This is a genomic window from Aeromonas sp. 603404, assembly GCF_049171775.1.
GTDB classification, from domain to species: Bacteria; Pseudomonadota; Gammaproteobacteria; order Enterobacterales; family Aeromonadaceae; genus Aeromonas; species Aeromonas veronii_A.
Window position 1 is genome coordinate 1 of the sequence record NZ_JAAKPE010000013.1, and the last position, 14,984, is coordinate 14,984.

Here is a 14,984-nt window from a genome sequence, read left to right on the forward strand (position 1 = left end):
GAAAATCAAAAATTGTTTTTGATGCTCGATGCTGTGAGTGCCCACACAGATTGCTTGATTCAAATTGTTAAAGAGCGTCACGCTTGTCGCGTTGAGGAGGCGCATATTACGCTTCTCACCTCGAAAGTCAAGCAATTGTTTTCGCTTTTCTTTCGGCGCCCACTTCACTAGGAAGCTGGCTCATCAGTTCGGCGTGTTCCGCCGTGCTGGTAGGGGCGCATTATAGGGAGCCGCGCCGGGATGACAAGGGCTTTTTGCAAAAATGCGTTCGTTTGCTGAAAAAGCGAACTGAACGCCCCAAAACAACCCCTTGGCATCTCTTTTACGCCGCTTTTTTGCTCAATTCTTCGCTTTGTGCCCGGATATAGTTGACCCAGCTGGTTGCCTTCTGCTGCCAGTTATCCTGTTGCTGCAGCTCACGGGCCAGTTCCAGCGCCTGGGCATACTGCTCCTTATTAAGGTGTGCCTGCACCAGCAACGCTTTGGCGCGATTGCCTTGCTCGCCCTTCACCGACTTGATGGCAGCGAGCTGGGTCATGGCAGCATCAGTCTTGCCCTGTTGCAGCAGCAGTTCGGCGGCGCGCATGGCGGCTTTGGACTGACCATGTTGGCTGGCCAGCTGCTGCCAGCTATCAACTGCTTGTGACCACTCCCGGGCACCTTCCCACAATTGGGCAAGCAGTTGGCGGTTTTCAGCACTTTGCTTCATCTGTCCCTTGGCCATGGCCGCTTCCAGCAGACGGGCACCACGATAAGGCAGCCCTTGCCAGGCATAGAGGCGGATCAGCTGATTGCGGGCAGACGCATCATCCATCAGTTTTCTGTCGATGGCAGTTTGCAGCAATGCCAACGCCTGATCCCCACGTTTGGCGGAGAGGTTGAGCGATACCGCCTGCTGCCACCATTTGCTCTCTGTCGGCTCGTGACGGATCAGCTCGGCCGCCTGATCGGCCGCCACGCCATAACGTTGCTGGGCGGTGAGGGCGGAGAGACGAATGATGGCGGCCTGCTTCTGCCAACCCTTCTTCAACAACTGTTCGCTCTGGCTGGCAGCGTCACCATACTGTTTGTTGTGGTAATAGAGGCCGGCCAGACGCAGGCGCAGCCCATCGTCTTGTTTGAGTGCCAGTGCCGCCTTGTAGCTGGCGATGGCACCAGACCAGTTGGATTGCTGGGCCTGAATATCGCCGCGCAGCCGCAATAGCTGGAGCTGTTGCTGCTCGGGCCACTCTTTATAGGCAAGAGCCTGTTCGACATAACGGCTCGCCTGGGCGGTCTGTTGCAGATTGGCCGCCAGCGAGGCTTGCAACTGCGCCAGCCAGGCACGCTCGGCATCGCTATTTGGCTTGAGGCCGGATGCCTTGCTCTGGGCTTGTTGCCACTGACCGGACTGATAGAGCTTCATCACGGGTTCAAGCTGACGGGAGAAATGAGGGCTGACCTCCATCGCCAGACAGGCTTGGCCGACCAGGGCCAGCAGACAGATCCAGATCCGCAACATAGTTATGACTCCAGTTTGAATTTGAGCGTGATGACTTGCACCAGCTTGTCGGTGGCGCCCGGTCTCGGCTGATAGCGCCACTTGTTGATCGCCTGAATGGCCGCCCGCTCGAACTGACGCTTGGGTTTGGCCTCGACCACTTCCACATCCTGCACGCCACCTTCGGCATTCACGCTAAAGCGCAGGGTGACGAATCCTTCGATCCCTGACTGCTGGGCACGATAGGGGTAGACCGGCTCGATCCGTTGCAGCGGCATCAGCATGTCACCGGCGCCGATACCCGCTCCCTGCTGCTGGCCGTGGTAGTTGCCACTCAATACCGGTGCGGTACTGGTCGCCACACCGGGGGCATAGACCTGCACCGCGCTGAGGCTGGAGACCAGATCCAGACTCGGCTCAACGGCCGCCAAAGGGGCCGCGGCAGGCATCGGCAGCGGTGTCGAGGCCAATGCAGCGGGAGGCTCTGGCAGAGGCTCGGGCTCCTGCGGTACCGGACGCTCGCGTACCTGCACCTCGGTCACCTCGTTCTGCATATTGATGACGATGGGCTTCTGTTCGCTCGCCACCTTCTCGCCCCGGGGCGGTTCAACCAGCGTGGCCATAAACAGCAGGATGCCCAGACTGAGGGCAATCCCCAGCCCCAGGCTCATCAGCTTGTATTTCATTTCGGCGCCACCGCCACGGCGATATTGGCGATACCCGCCGCCTTGGCCTCATCCATCACCCGCACCACCTTGCCGTGGGGCACCCGCTCGTCGGCCTGGATCACCAGACTGGCATCGGGTTGCTCCGCCAGCAGACGGGCGATGGTGGCCTGCACCCGCTCCACATCGATCTGCTTGCGGTCGAGGAAGATCTGACCCTGAGCCCCGATCGCCAGCATGATGCTGGAAGATTTCTGCGCCTTGGCCTGACTGGCCTGAGGTCTGTGTACCTCTAGCCCGGCTTCGCGCACGAAGGAGGTGGTGACAATAAAGAAGATCAGCATGATGAACACGATATCCAGCATGGGGGTCATGTCGATCTGCACTTCGTCACGCTGGCGTTTGGATTGCCGTCTCATTGCATTACCTTCTCTTCTCGCAGGCCGTCCCGGGTCTTGGCCAGCGCACGCTTGGCCTGACTCTCGAGCCGACTGAGTAACAACACACCGGAGAGCGCCACCACCATGCCTGCCATGGTGGGGATGGTGGCGCGGGAGATCCCGCCCGCCATACTCTCCGGGTTAAAGCGGTTGGCCGCAGCCAACGCATCGAATACGCCGATCATGCCGGTCACTGTGCCCAGCAACCCCAGCATGGGACAGAGCACCACCAGGGTGCGGATGAAGATCAGATGACGGTTCAGTTCCAGCTCTGCCTGCGCCAGCCAGCGGCTGCGGATCGCCCGGGCGTGCCAGCTGTGGCGCTCGCGGCGAGCCTGCCAGCGGCCGAGCAGCTGTTGCTGCAAGGGGCCAAAACCCAGATTGAGGTAGAGCAGCCGCTCGATCATCAAAATCCACATCAGCACTAGCAGGGCCAGAATGACCCAGAGCACAGGGCCGCCACGGCCCATGAAACTCTGCAGCTGTTGCCAGATGTCGAGCATCATGCTGCTCGCTCCATCCCGCCATTATTGCTCTCGGCGCGCTCAGCCAGAATGCCGGCTACTTGCTGCTCCAGCACATTGGAGAGCTCGGTGAAGCGCGATTGCAGCAGGCTGTGGGCCAGGATCAGCGGAATGGCCGCAACCAGACCCTGTACCGTGGTGACCAGCGCCATGGAGATGCCGCCCGCCATGATCTTGGGATCGCCGGTACCAAACTGGGTGATGGCCTGGAAGGTGCCGATCATCCCGGTTACGGTACCGAGCAGACCCAGCATGGGGGCGATGGCCGCGATTACCTTGACCATGCCGATACCGCGCTCCATACGAGGAGTCTCCTGCAGGATCGCCTCATCAAGACGCAGCTCGAGGGTCTCCATGCTCAGCTCGGGGTGTTTGTCTGCTACCGTCAGCACCCGGCCGAGGGCGTTGTCGGCGTGATACTCGCCGCTCTTGAGCTGGCGGCGCACCAGAGTAAGTTCGCGGGAGAGACTCCACAGCCGTACCGCAGCAATTCCCAAACCGATAGCGGCCAGCAGCACGATAATGGCGCCGACCTGACCACCTTGCTGTACCTGCTGCCAGAAGGTGGGTGCCAGTGCCAGCATCGCCAGCAGAGTGCCATGAGAAGGATCCAGCGGCAGCGCTTCCCCTTCCTGACCCTGATAAGCCGCAACGGCAGAGAGCACACTACCGGGCAGACCCAGTACCGGGCTCAAGCCTTCGGCGGTCGGTTGCAGGAAGCCTTCGCTCCCCAGCAGGGCAAAACTGCCAACCCGGGTCAGCGACTGCTCGCTGGCAGCCCCCTGGGCATCGAGCACCTTGCCGTTGAACTGGGCAATCCGGCCAGATTCGCGGATCTCCTGCAGCAGCGTGGCGGGCAGCAGGGCGAGAGCGGCACGATCCGGCACCTGTTTATCCTGTGCCATGGCTTTCAGCGGGGCGAGACGCTCCGGGTACTGGCCCTCGACGGCGGATTCGCTCAGCAGCTTGACCGCATCGCTGGCGCCCTGACGGGTGACCGCGAAGATCTCGTTCATATCGCCGGAGGCTTGCTCCCACCGGGCGTTAAGCTCGACCAGCTGCTTCTCGTTGCTGGCGAACTTGCCGGCCAGCTCCTTGCTCAGGCGCTGGGCCTCGGCCAATTTGGCGCGGGCACTGTTCAGCTCTTTGGAAACAGATGCCAGATCTTGTTGAGCCTGCTGTTCGCGAGCCTGTTCCTGCTGCTGCCACTCATCGGCGACAGCGGCGTTGGCAGCACAGGATAGGGCAATAAGGAGGGGGAACCACTTCATGGTGACTCTCATGATTGGGCCTCCTGACTACGGCTGACAGAGAGGGGGACATTGAGCAACTGGGGAACTTTCTTGTCGGCGGCCACATCCATCGCCTCGGCGATGGGGGAGAGCCACTGGCTATCGAGGGCTTGCCACTGCTTCGCCTCGGCAGACCAGCGCCATGCCTGACTGCGATCGGCAGTCATCGCCAGCAGGGAGACCCGACCCAGCGCCAGCACATCGACCCGACGCGGAGCACCATCCAGCTCCAGCTCGGCGGAATAGCTGTCCATCCGGCTGCCGTACTCGGCTTCAATCTGATAGGCCTGCAGCAACTGACGGAATTTCTCTGCCTCGCTAACGTCTGCGCGAGCCAGGGTCGCTTTCAACTGTTCAACCCGCGCCAGCCGATCTTCCTTGCGCAGCGGGATGTCGTTTTGCACCAGCTGTTCCAGATCTGCCTGCATCTGCAACATCAGCGGGATCAAGCCCTGACGGGTCTCTTGCACCGCTTCCAGCTGCTGGCTCAATTTACCCAGCTCATTTTGCTGATCGGCCACCAGAGATTGCATGTAGCGGTTGTAGGCTTCGAGGTCACGCAGTTGCAGCTGGGCATTTTGCAGCTCCAGTCGTGCGGCAACAGCGGCATCGGCGGCTTTTTCCACCCGCTGCTGGGAGGCTTTCCCGGCAGCTATGCTGTTCTTGAGGGCGGGAGCAACCAGCTCATCCCCGATGGCAGCAAAGTGGACTGACAGTGGCAGCAGGGCCACACCCCATAATTTGTTCATTGAAATACATCTTACTAATGATAACTATTATCATTATCTCAAATGCAGGGCGGACTGGCAACGAGAGGATTTTCTTGGCCTTTATGCACAAAAACAGGATAATTTTTAGACACGCACGGAATAAGTGGCGCCAATAGCCACCGCACAAATATAAATAACGAGAAAAAATCTTTTCGATCAGTGTGATAGAGATCGAAAAAGGAGAAAGTCATGCTCAACGATGCGATCTGGGAACATATCGACAAGTTCACCAAGGCAACAAAAACCAGCGATATCCAGCAACAACTGGAACGCTTCAGTCATCAAATGGGCTTTGATTACTTCCGGCTGTTGATTATTTTCCCCATCAGCATGCAGAAATCCCACGTGGCACTGTTCAACAACTGTCCGACCAGCTGGTTTGACGCCTACAGCGAAAACCAGTATCTGACCCAGGATCCGGTGGTCTATCTGGGGCTGAAACAGACCCAGCCTATCTTCTGGAACAAGCTCGACTGCGACTCGCCCTGGCTGCCCAGCGCCAGCCGCGATGTGATGAATCTGGCTGCCGATTTCGGGGTGCGCAACGGCGTCTCCTTCCCGCTGCACACCCCGCAGGGAGAGCACGGCATCCTCTCATTCATCACCAAGGACAAATCCAACACCGATCTGATGTTTGAAAACGTTCCCCTGCTGTCGTTTTGCGCCAGCTACATCTTCAACTCCGCGCTGCAACTGATCAAAAGCCGGCCTGACCTGATGAAGTACCTGACCGAACTGTCGGATCGGGAGAAGGAGTGCCTGTTCTGGGCCAGCGAGGGCAAAACCTCCTGGGAGATCGCCACTATCCTCGGCATCAGCGAGCGGACGGTCAACTTTCACCTGACCCAGGTGACCAACAAGACCGACTCGAAGAACCGCAGCCAGGCCATCGCCAAGGGGATCACCAGCGGCATCATAGTGCCCTCCCTCGATGAGGTCACCATCACCAACCTGCGGCTGTCGTAACCCCTCAGCCGAAACAAAAAGAGCCGCAATAGCGGCTCTTTTTCATTTCAGAAAGTGACTTACTCAACAGTCACCGATTTTGCCAGGTTGCGCGGCTGGTCGACGTCAGTGCCCTTGATCAGGGCGACGTGGTAGGAGAGCAGCTGCAGCGGCACGGTATAGACGATGGGGGCGATCACCTCTTCCACATGGTTGAGGTTCATGACCCGCATGGTCTCGTCGCTCTTGAAGCCGGTGTCGGCATCGGCGAACACGTAGAGGATACCGCCACGGGCGCGCACCTCTTCCACGTTGGACTTGAGCTTCTCCAGCAGATCGTTGTTCGGCGCCACCACAATGATGGGCATCTCGGCATCGATCAGCGCCAGCGGGCCGTGCTTCAGCTCGCCAGCGGCGTAGGCTTCGGCGTGGATGTAGGAGATCTCTTTGAGCTTGAGCGCCCCCTCCATGGCGATGGGGTACTGGCTGCCGCGGCCGAGGAACAGGCTGTGCTGCTTGTCGGCAAACTCTTCGGCCAGGGTTTCGATATCCTTGGCCAGCGCCAGACTCTCTTTAATACGCAGCGGCAGGGCTTGCAGCGCCTTGACCAGTTCAGCCTCGGCGGACGCGCTAAGGTGGCCACGGCAGTGACCGACCGAGGCCACCAGCATCAGCAGGCCAGCCAACTGGGTGGTGAACGCCTTGGTGGAGGCCACACCAATCTCTGCCCCCGCGCGGGTCATAAAGGCCAGATCCGATTCACGCACCAGCGAGGAGCCCGGCACGTTGCAGATAGCCAGCGAGCTCATGTAGCCGGATTCCTTGGCCAGACGCAGCGCCGCCAGGGTATCGGCGGTCTCGCCACTCTGGGAGAGGGTCACCAGCAGGCTGTTGGGACGCACTACCGATTTGCGATAGCGGAACTCGGAGGCAATCTCCACATCGCAGGAGACGCCAGCGATCTCTTCGAACCAGTAGCGAGCCACCATGCCGGAGTGGTAGGAGGTGCCGCAGGCGACGATCTGCACGTGCTCCACCTTGTCAAAGATGGCGCGCGCACCGTTGCCGAACGATTCGACCACCACGTGATCGCTGCCCAGACGCCCTTCCAGGGTGTTGGTGATCGCTTTGGGTTGCTCGTGGATCTCTTTGAGCATGTAGTGACGGTATTCACCCTTGTCACCGGCATCGTGGGAGAGTTCGGACTCCTGCTCTTCACGCACCACGGCGTTGCCGTTGGTATCGAAGATGTGCACGTCACGGCGGGTCACTTCGGCCACATCACCCTCTTCCAGGAAGATGAAACGACGGGTCACCGGCAGCAGCGCCATCTGGTCGGAGGCGATAAAGTTCTCGCCGATACCGCGGCCGATCACCAGCGGTGAACCGGAGCGGGCCACCACCACGCGGCTGTCGTCGCGGCTGTCCATCACCACGGTACCGTAGGCACCGCGCAGCTGCTTCACCGCAGTCTGCATGGCGGCCAGCAGGCTACCGGCGCTCTTCAGCTCGTGATGGACCAGATGGGCAATCACTTCGGTGTCAGTGTCGGAGCTGAACACATAACCCAGCGCCTTCAACTCTTCCCGCAGCTCTTCGTGGTTCTCGATGATGCCGTTGTGCACCACCACGATATGCTCGGAAACGTGGGGATGGGCGTTGCGCTCGGAGGGCTCGCCGTGAGTGGCCCAGCGGGTATGGGCGATGCCGGTACCACCGTGAACGAACTGCTCGTCGAGCGCCTTGGCCAGCTCGGCCACCTTGCCCAGACGGCGAACCCGCTGCAACGGCTGGTTGGCGCTGAACACGGCCACACCAGCGGAGTCATAACCGCGGTACTCCAGACGGCGCAGGCCCTCTACCAGAATTTCAGCCACATCACGTTGGGCGACAGCCCCGACGATGCCACACATACACTTCTCCTTGAGATGCAAATCGTAAAGTCAGTTGGATGGTTCAGAGCTCGATGTCAGCAAGTGACCGGGGCGCAGATAAGCGTCACCCCCTGGGCTTGAATCTGTTCTCTGGCCTCGCTGGCCAGCCCCTCGTCGGTCACCAGGGTATGGATGCTCGACCAGGGAAGTTCGAGATTGGGGATCTTGCGGCCGATCTTTTCCGATTCGACCATCACAATGACCTCCCGCGATACCTCTGCCATAACCCGCGACAGGCCCACCAGCTCGTTGAAGGTGGTGGTGCCACGCTCCGGGTCGATGCCGTCGGCACCGATAAAGAGCTGGTCAAAGTCGTAGGAGCGCAGCACCTGTTCCGCCACCTGCCCCTGGAAGGATTCGGAGTGAGGGTCCCAAGTGCCACCGGTCATTAACAGGGTAGGCTCATTTTCCAGCTCGCGCAGGGCACCGGCCACATTGAGGGAGTTGGTCATCACGATGAGGCCGCGCTTGTTGCCCAGCATGGGGATCATGGCGCTGGTGGTGCTGCCGCTGTCGATGATGACGCGGTTGTGATCACGCAGCCGCTCGGCCGCCGCACGGGCAATGGCTAACTTTCGGTTCGAAACTTGTTCAGGGTTGACCTCGACCACCATCTCGCTCGGCAAAGGGACAGCACCACCGTAACGGCGCAGCAACAGACCGCCGGTCTCCAGTACCGCCAGATCTTTACGGATGGTCACTTCGGAGGTAGAAAAGTGTTTGGCGAGGGCGTCGACGCTCACTTCACCCTGCTCTTGTACCAGGGTCACTATGGTGTGTCGGCGTTGTTGAGTATTACGTTTGGTCATTTTTAAGTTTCGATTCGAAAGAACATCGAAATATTAGCCCCTTTTTCGGAAAAATAAAACAGCAAATAGGATCCGATTTGGTTCGATGCCAGAATGGGGTGCCAATTTGCGACGAGGATGCCATGCAAAAGAGAGTCATCTGGCTGGTGGAGGATGAGGCCAGCATCGCCGACACCCTGATTTACGCCCTGCAGACCGACGGGTTCGAGGTGGAGTGGTTCATGCTGGGCCAGCAGTTGCTGACACGACTGGAACAGACGCGACCCGACTTCCTGATCCTCGATGTGGGGCTGCCCGACATCAGCGGCTTCGAACTCTGCAAGCAGGTGAGAGCGCTGACCGATATTCCCCTGATGTTCCTCACCGCCCGCAGCGAGGAGATAGACCGGCTGATCGGGCTGGAGATCGGTGCCGACGACTATGTGGCCAAACCCTTCTCGCCACGGGAAGTGTGTGCCCGGGTGCGGGTCATCCTGCGCCGCAGCCAGCCCGTCGCCCCCCAGCCCAGCGCCCTGCTGGTGCTGGATGAGGAACGGGCCCGCATCCATTTTCGCGGCCAACCGCTGGCCCTCACCCGCTACGAATATCTGCTGCTCAAGACCTTGATGCAGGCGCCGGGCCGGGTCTACTCCCGCCAACAGCTGATGGATCTGGTGTGGCAGGATGCGGAGGAGAGTCTGGATCGCACCGTCGATACCCACATCAAGACCATCCGCGCCAAGCTGCGCGAACATGATGCAGAAGCCAACCTGATCCTCACCCACCGCGGGCTGGGCTACAGCCTGGAGCTGGCATGAGACTCGGGTTGCAACTGCTGTGCGGCCTGCTGCTGATCTTCGCGCTGGCCGCCTGGTTCGTGCTGGAGATCTTCGTCGAGGAGATAAAACCCGGGGTGCGCAGCGCCACCGAAGATACTCTGGTAGACATGACCCAGCTGCTGGCGCCGCTCGCCCTCGATGATCTGAAAGAGGGCAATATGATGAACGGGCGGTTGGCCAGTGCCTTCGCCCGCCTCAACCAGAATCCCATCAATGCGATGATCGATGGCCACCTCAAGCAGCAGGCGGAGTACCGCATCTATGTCACTGACCAGAAGGGTATGGTGATTTACGACTCCGACGGCACGGATCTGGGCAAGGACTATTCCCGCTGGAACGATGTCTACCGCACCCTGCGCGGCCAGTATGGCGCCCGCAGCACCCGCACCGATCCCGACGATGCCGCCAGCTCGACCATGTATGTGGCGGCGCCGCTGCGGGAAGGGGCCGAGATCATCGGCTCCCTCACCGTCGCCAAACCCAATCGCACCCTGATGCCAGCCATCGAACGGGGGGAACAGGAGCTGCTGCGGGCCGGCGGCCAGATGCTGCTCATCTCGCTGCTGATCGGCAGCCTGCTGGTGTGGTGGCTAAACCGCGCCATCGGCAAGCTGGTGCACTACGCCGACTCGGTCAGCAAGGGGGAGGCGGCACCGCTGCCACGGCTGCACACCGTCGAGCTGGATCGGCTCGGCCGCTCGCTGGAGACCATGCGCCACCAGCTCGATGGCAAAAGCTACATCGAAGCCTATGTGCACAGCCTGACCCACGAGCTGAAGAGCCCGCTGGCCGCCATTCGCGGGGCAGGGGAGATTTTGGCCGAAACGCCGCCCCCCGAAGTTGCCAAACGCTTTATCGGCAACATCAATCTGGAAACCGCCCGCATGCAGCAGCTGATCGAGCGAATGCTGCAACTCGCGCGGCTGGAGTCGGGGCAGGGGCTGGATCGCCAGTCGGTGGAGCCAGCGAAACTGGGCAAGCGCACCCTCGACGCCCGCCAGATCATCGCCCAGCGTCGTCAGGTCGAGTTGGTGGCCGAGCTGGCCAGCGCGCCGAAACAGAAGTGGGATCCGCTGCTGGTGGAGCAGGCCATCGGCAACCTGCTGGATAACGCCATCGACTTCTCTCCCGCCAACGGGCAAGTCACCCTGAGCGGCAGCCAGCAGGAGGAGGGCTACTGTTTTCGGGTCACCGACAGCGGCCCCGGCATTCCCGACTACGCCCTGCCGCGCATCTTCGAGCGCTTCTACTCCCTGCCGCGCCCGAACAAGGGCAAGAGCAGTGGTCTGGGGCTCAGCTTCGCCCATGAAGTCGCCCACCAGCATGGCGGTCGTCTGACCCTGAGCAACCAGCCGGAGGGAGGCGCGCTGGCGGAACTCTGGCTGCCGTTCGCCTAGTCCCCCCGCAACTTCACATTCCCCACACAAAGCGGCATTAGACTGCCGCTTTCTCTCATCCATTTGCTCAAGGAAATGCTATGTCCCGCCTGCTTCTCTCCAGCCTGCTGGCTGCCGGTCTGCTCGCAGCCCTGCCTGCCTCCGCCGCCAGCGGCTGCTTTCTCTATGCTGACGGCAACGGCCAGACCCTCTCCAGCGAAGGGGACTGCTCCAGCCAGCTGCCGCCCGCGTCCACCTTCAAGATCCCGTTGGCGCTGATGGGTTACGACAGTGGCTATCTGGTGGATGAAGAGCATCCGGCACTGCCCTACAAGCCGAACTACGATGGCTGGCTGCCCGCCTGGCGTGAAACCACCACCCCGCGCCGCTGGGAAACCTACTCGGTGGTCTGGTTCTCCCAGCAGATCACCGAATGGCTGGGGATGGAGCGCTTCCAGCAATATGTCGACCGCTTCGACTACGGCAATCGGGATCTCTCCGGCAATCCGGGCAAACATGACGGCCTGACCCAGGCTTGGCTCAGCTCCAGCCTCGCCATCAGTCCGGAGGAGCAGGCCCGCTTCCTCGGCAAGATGGTGAGCGGCAAGCTGCCGGTCTCGGCGCAGACCCTGCAGTACACCGCCAATATCCTCAAGGTGAGCGAAATCGACGGCTGGCAGATCCACGGCAAAACCGGCATGGGCTACCCGAAGAAGCTGGATGGCAGCCTCAACCGCGATCAGCAGATCGGCTGGTTCGTCGGCTGGGCCAGCAAACCGGGCAAGCAACTGATCTTCGTCCATACCGTGGTGCAAAAGCCAGGCAAGCAGTTCGCCTCTATCAAGGCGAAAGAAGAGGTGCTGGCCGCATTGCCCGGGAAGCTGAAGACCCTGTAATTCCTCCAGAAACCGGCGCAATGCCGGTTTTTTTATCCCCCTTCACCACCACTTCACACAAGCCCATCCCCCCTTCACGTCCGGCCGGCAGACTCACTCCATCCAACAAGGAGACGTGTCATGGTCAAACAGATATTCACCCACAAGATATTTCTGCTGCTGTTGCTCAGCCTGCTGTTGATGGTGCCGGTGCAATCCATCATGGAGCTGAACCGGGAGCGTCAGGCTTACCGCAGTCAGGCCATTCACAGCATCATGGCCAGCAGCAGCGGCCCGCAACGGCTGATGGGGCCCATTATCGTACAGCCCTATACCCGTTCGGTGACGGTCGAGCAGGAGGGCAAGCGCTTCGTCCGTCAGGAGCAGATCTACCGCTACCTGCTGCCGGAGCAGTTGGATATCAAGGCCAACATGGAGGTCACCCCGCGCAAGCTGGGCATCTATCAGGCGCAGGTCTACCAGACCCGCCTCACCCTATCCGGCCGCCTGCCCACCCGGCAGAGTTTGCTGAATGACGCGACCTCACCGCTCGGTGAAACGGCCGAGCTGGTGGCGGGCAAACCCTACCTGAGCCTGGTGCTCTCCGATGCCCGCGGTATCAACAGCGTCCCCGAACTGCAACTCGGCACACAGCGGATCCCGTTTGCCCCCGGCGCCCGCCTCGGTGATGCGCTCGCGGGTATCCATGCCCCGATCGACAGCCTGCCGCAGCAGGATGGCACCTTCCATCTGGAGCTCAATCTACAGGGGATGAACGCCCTCGACATAGTCCCGCTGGGCAAGGAGAGCACCCTGCAGCTGGCGGGCAACTGGCCCCATCCCAACTTTATCGGCGACTTTCTGCCGGGCAGTCGCACCCTGAGCCCACAAGGGTTTGAGGCCAACTGGCAAACCAGCTGGTTCGCCAGCGACATGGAGACCCGCTTCAACCGGATGATGAACGGGGGCGATAGCCATCTCTCCACCTTCAGCGTCAGTCTGGTGCAGCCGGTGGATCACTATCAGCTCAACGAACGGGCGGCCAAGTATGCTCTGCTCTTCATCGGTCTCACCTTTATCAGCTTCTTCATGTTCGAGCTGCTCAAGGAGCTGCGGGTTCACCCGATCCAGTACGCGCTGGTAGGCATGGGGCTGGCCATCTTCTATCTGGTGCTGCTGGCGCTGACCGAACACCTCGGTTTTGGCTGGGCCTATCTGGTGGCCGCGCTGGCCAGCGTGCTGCTCAACGGCTTCTATCTGAGCCATGTGCTGGGCGGCCCGAAGCAGGGGATCGGCTTCGCGGCGCTGCTCGGGCTGGTCTATGCCATCCTCTACAGCCTGCTGCAGGCCGAAGAGATCGCCCTGCTGCTCGGTGCCCTGCTCTTGTTCGCCACCCTGACGCTGATCATGATGCTGACCCGCAAGCTCGACTGGTATCAGGTGATGGGGCAACAGAGTGTCGAATCCCGCCCAGCCGGACATGACAATGACGACTGAGGGCACAACCTCCGTCAATCTCTGACCTAGACAACAAAGGCTTCAGTCGGTTCTTCTCGAAAACAGCGGAACCGGCTGGGCCTTTGTCCGCCAATTTCCTAGCATGCAACCATGTTCCACAGGCGGACGATCACATGAAAATGCATCCGGGCAGGATCCTGCTCTATTCCGGCTTGCTATGGGCTCAGGGAGCTCTGGCCGGTACCCTCACCATTCATCCTGAACCGGTCGACGACCTCTTGCACAATCCCGGCGTCGGTATCGAAGAGTTTCACAACAGCTGGGGTCATCCCCTCTTTCTGGCCGAACACCCGGTCAGTACGGTCGACTACTTCCGTTTCTACTGGAGCGAGCTGGAGCCACAGGAGGGCGAATACAACTTTGCCCTGATCGACAGGGCCATCGATCAGGCGCAGCACGCCACCCCGAAACAGTCGATCGCCCTCAGGGTCATGACCCTTGATGAACCCTTCTCGGGCAGCAAGATCCCGGAGTGGCTCATCAACAAGGGGATTCGGGGAGAGTGGGTGAACAACCACCTGACTTTTGTGCCCGACTACAGCGACCCGCAGTTCCTCGCCCGGGCCACCCGGCTGTTTCAGGCGCTGGGCGCCCATTACGATGGCAATCCGGCGCTGAGTCATGTCGACATCGGCATGATAGGTTCATGGGGAGAGTGGCACATGAGCAACTTCCCCGGCCCGACGCTGGAGCAGCGCTACAGCAGCGAGCAGCTCAAACCCTATGTTGACCTGCAGATGGCCGCTTTTCCGCGAACCCCCAAGCTGATGCTGATCAACAACCTGCCCATGTTCGAGTATGCCGTGGGCAAGGGAGCCGGCTGGCGGGCAGACTGCCTCGGCGACTGGCACCACTTCTCCCAAAGCTGGAGCCACATGCGCAATGCCTACCCGGAACGACTGGCGAGCGCCCGCGCCGATGTGGCGAACTTCGATTCCAGCTGGCAGCGGGCGCCGGTCAGTTTCGAGGTGTGCGGCAAGCTGAGCGAGTGGCCAGGCCAGCAGCAGTACACCATGGAGGAGGTCAAGACCACCTTTGACTGGGCGCTCGCCCAACACGCCTCCACCATCAACCTCAAGTCGGATCCGGTTCCGTCCCAATATCGCCCCATCGTCGACAATGCCCTGCGCAAGATGGGCTATCGCATCGTGCTGGACCAGCTGACCCTCAAGGGAACCATGAAGCCGGGGGCTACCCTTACCCTCAACGGCGACTGGCACAACGACGGGGTAGCGCCGGCCTATCGCAACTGGCCGCTCACCTACCGGCTGGTCAACGAGGAAGGGCAGGTCGGCGCCATGCTGGTGACCCGCAACGACATGACCCGCTGGATCCCGGGCAGCAAGGCTACCACTCGCGACAGCCTGACCCTGCCGGGCCGTATGGCACGCGGTCACTACTATCTCGAGCTGGCATTCATCGGTCAGGACAAGCAGCCCGCTTTGCAGCTCGGTATTGCCGGTCTGGAAGAGAGTGGCTGGTATCGTCTGGCCGAGATCGACATCCAGTAACGCAAGAGGGCTCCCGCAGGAGCCCTC

General features: G+C 60.7%; 14 protein-coding genes. 6 read left to right on the plus strand and 8 right to left on the minus strand.

Annotation, left to right across the window (positions count from 1 at the left end; all coding sequences use genetic code 11):
- Nucleotides 1–322 precede the first annotated feature (322 nt).
- From G5306_RS15850 to G5306_RS15875, 6 genes are read right to left on the minus strand one after another with little or no spacing between them, the layout of a single operon-like run.
- A complete protein-coding gene (locus tag G5306_RS15850; RefSeq protein ID WP_421313130.1) occupies nt 323–1,501 on the minus strand; it encodes a hypothetical protein in 1,179 nt (392 codons plus the stop codon).
- 2 nt (nt 1,502–1,503) lie between these two features.
- Nucleotides 1,504–2,166 (minus strand): energy transducer TonB, encoded by a 663-nt coding sequence (locus tag G5306_RS15855; RefSeq protein ID WP_005339371.1) that lies wholly within the window; start codon nt 2,164–2,166, stop codon nt 1,504–1,506.
- Nucleotides 2,163–2,564, minus strand: a complete 402-nt coding sequence (locus tag G5306_RS15860; RefSeq protein ID WP_005339369.1) for an ExbD/TolR family protein — start codon at nt 2,562–2,564, stop codon at nt 2,163–2,165. The genes G5306_RS15855 and G5306_RS15860 overlap by 4 nt, the downstream gene beginning before the upstream one ends.
- Nucleotides 2,561–3,091, minus strand: coding sequence for a MotA/TolQ/ExbB proton channel family protein (locus G5306_RS15865; RefSeq protein WP_042037184.1), 531 nt, complete (start codon nt 3,089–3,091; stop codon nt 2,561–2,563). Before G5306_RS15865 ends, G5306_RS15860 begins: the two co-directional genes overlap by 4 nt.
- Nucleotides 3,088–4,392 (minus strand): MotA/TolQ/ExbB proton channel family protein, encoded by a 1,305-nt coding sequence (locus G5306_RS15870; protein ID WP_421313131.1) that lies wholly within the window; start codon nt 4,390–4,392, stop codon nt 3,088–3,090. The genes G5306_RS15865 and G5306_RS15870 overlap by 4 nt, the downstream gene beginning before the upstream one ends.
- A complete protein-coding gene (locus G5306_RS15875; protein ID WP_005357258.1) occupies nt 4,389–5,150 on the minus strand; it encodes a DUF3450 domain-containing protein in 762 nt (253 codons plus the stop codon). Before G5306_RS15875 ends, G5306_RS15870 begins: the two co-directional genes overlap by 4 nt.
- A 210-nt stretch (nt 5,151–5,360) precedes the next feature.
- Here G5306_RS15875 and G5306_RS15880 point away from each other — a divergent pair, with 210 nt between their 5' ends.
- Nucleotides 5,361–6,137, plus strand: coding sequence for a helix-turn-helix transcriptional regulator (locus G5306_RS15880; RefSeq protein ID WP_227341671.1), 777 nt, complete (start codon nt 5,361–5,363; stop codon nt 6,135–6,137).
- 59 nt (nt 6,138–6,196) lie between these two features.
- On the opposite strand, the gene glmS is transcribed toward G5306_RS15880, so the two are convergent.
- Entirely contained in the window at nt 6,197–8,029 is a 1,833-nt protein-coding gene (gene glmS, locus G5306_RS15885; protein WP_421313132.1) for a glutamine--fructose-6-phosphate transaminase (isomerizing), read from the minus strand.
- Between the two features lie 56 nt (nt 8,030–8,085).
- Nucleotides 8,086–8,859, minus strand: coding sequence for a DeoR/GlpR family DNA-binding transcription regulator (locus G5306_RS15890; protein ID WP_005355851.1), 774 nt, complete (start codon nt 8,857–8,859; stop codon nt 8,086–8,088).
- A 122-nt stretch (nt 8,860–8,981) separates the two neighbouring features.
- On the opposite strand from G5306_RS15890, the gene blrA reads away from it, so the two are divergent.
- The 5 genes from blrA (at nt 8,982) to G5306_RS15915 (ending at nt 14,957) form a co-directional block, all read left to right on the plus strand.
- A complete protein-coding gene (gene blrA, locus G5306_RS15895) occupies nt 8,982–9,656 on the plus strand; it encodes a two-component system response regulator CreB (protein ID WP_204419943.1) in 675 nt (224 codons plus the stop codon).
- Nucleotides 9,653–11,074 carry a beta-lactam sensor histidine kinase BlrB gene (blrB, locus tag G5306_RS15900; RefSeq protein ID WP_421313133.1) on the plus strand — a complete coding sequence of 474 codons (1,422 nt, stop codon included), beginning with the start codon at nt 9,653–9,655 and terminating at the stop codon, nt 11,072–11,074. The genes blrA and blrB overlap by 4 nt, the downstream gene beginning before the upstream one ends.
- 80 nt (nt 11,075–11,154) lie before the next feature.
- Entirely contained in the window at nt 11,155–11,949 is a 795-nt protein-coding gene (blaOXA, locus tag G5306_RS15905) for an OXA-12 family class D beta-lactamase (protein ID WP_421313135.1), read from the plus strand.
- A gap of 120 nt (nt 11,950–12,069) precedes the next feature.
- The gene (gene creD / locus G5306_RS15910; protein WP_421313136.1) at nt 12,070–13,425 is read left to right on the plus strand and encodes a cell envelope integrity protein CreD; all 1,356 of its coding nucleotides are present in this window, start codon (nt 12,070–12,072) and stop codon (nt 13,423–13,425) included.
- Nucleotides 13,426–13,559: 134 nt separating this feature from the next.
- Nucleotides 13,560–14,957 (plus strand): DUF4832 domain-containing protein, encoded by a 1,398-nt coding sequence (locus G5306_RS15915; RefSeq protein WP_421313138.1) that lies wholly within the window; start codon nt 13,560–13,562, stop codon nt 14,955–14,957.
- Nucleotides 14,958–14,984: the final 27 nt, after the last annotated feature.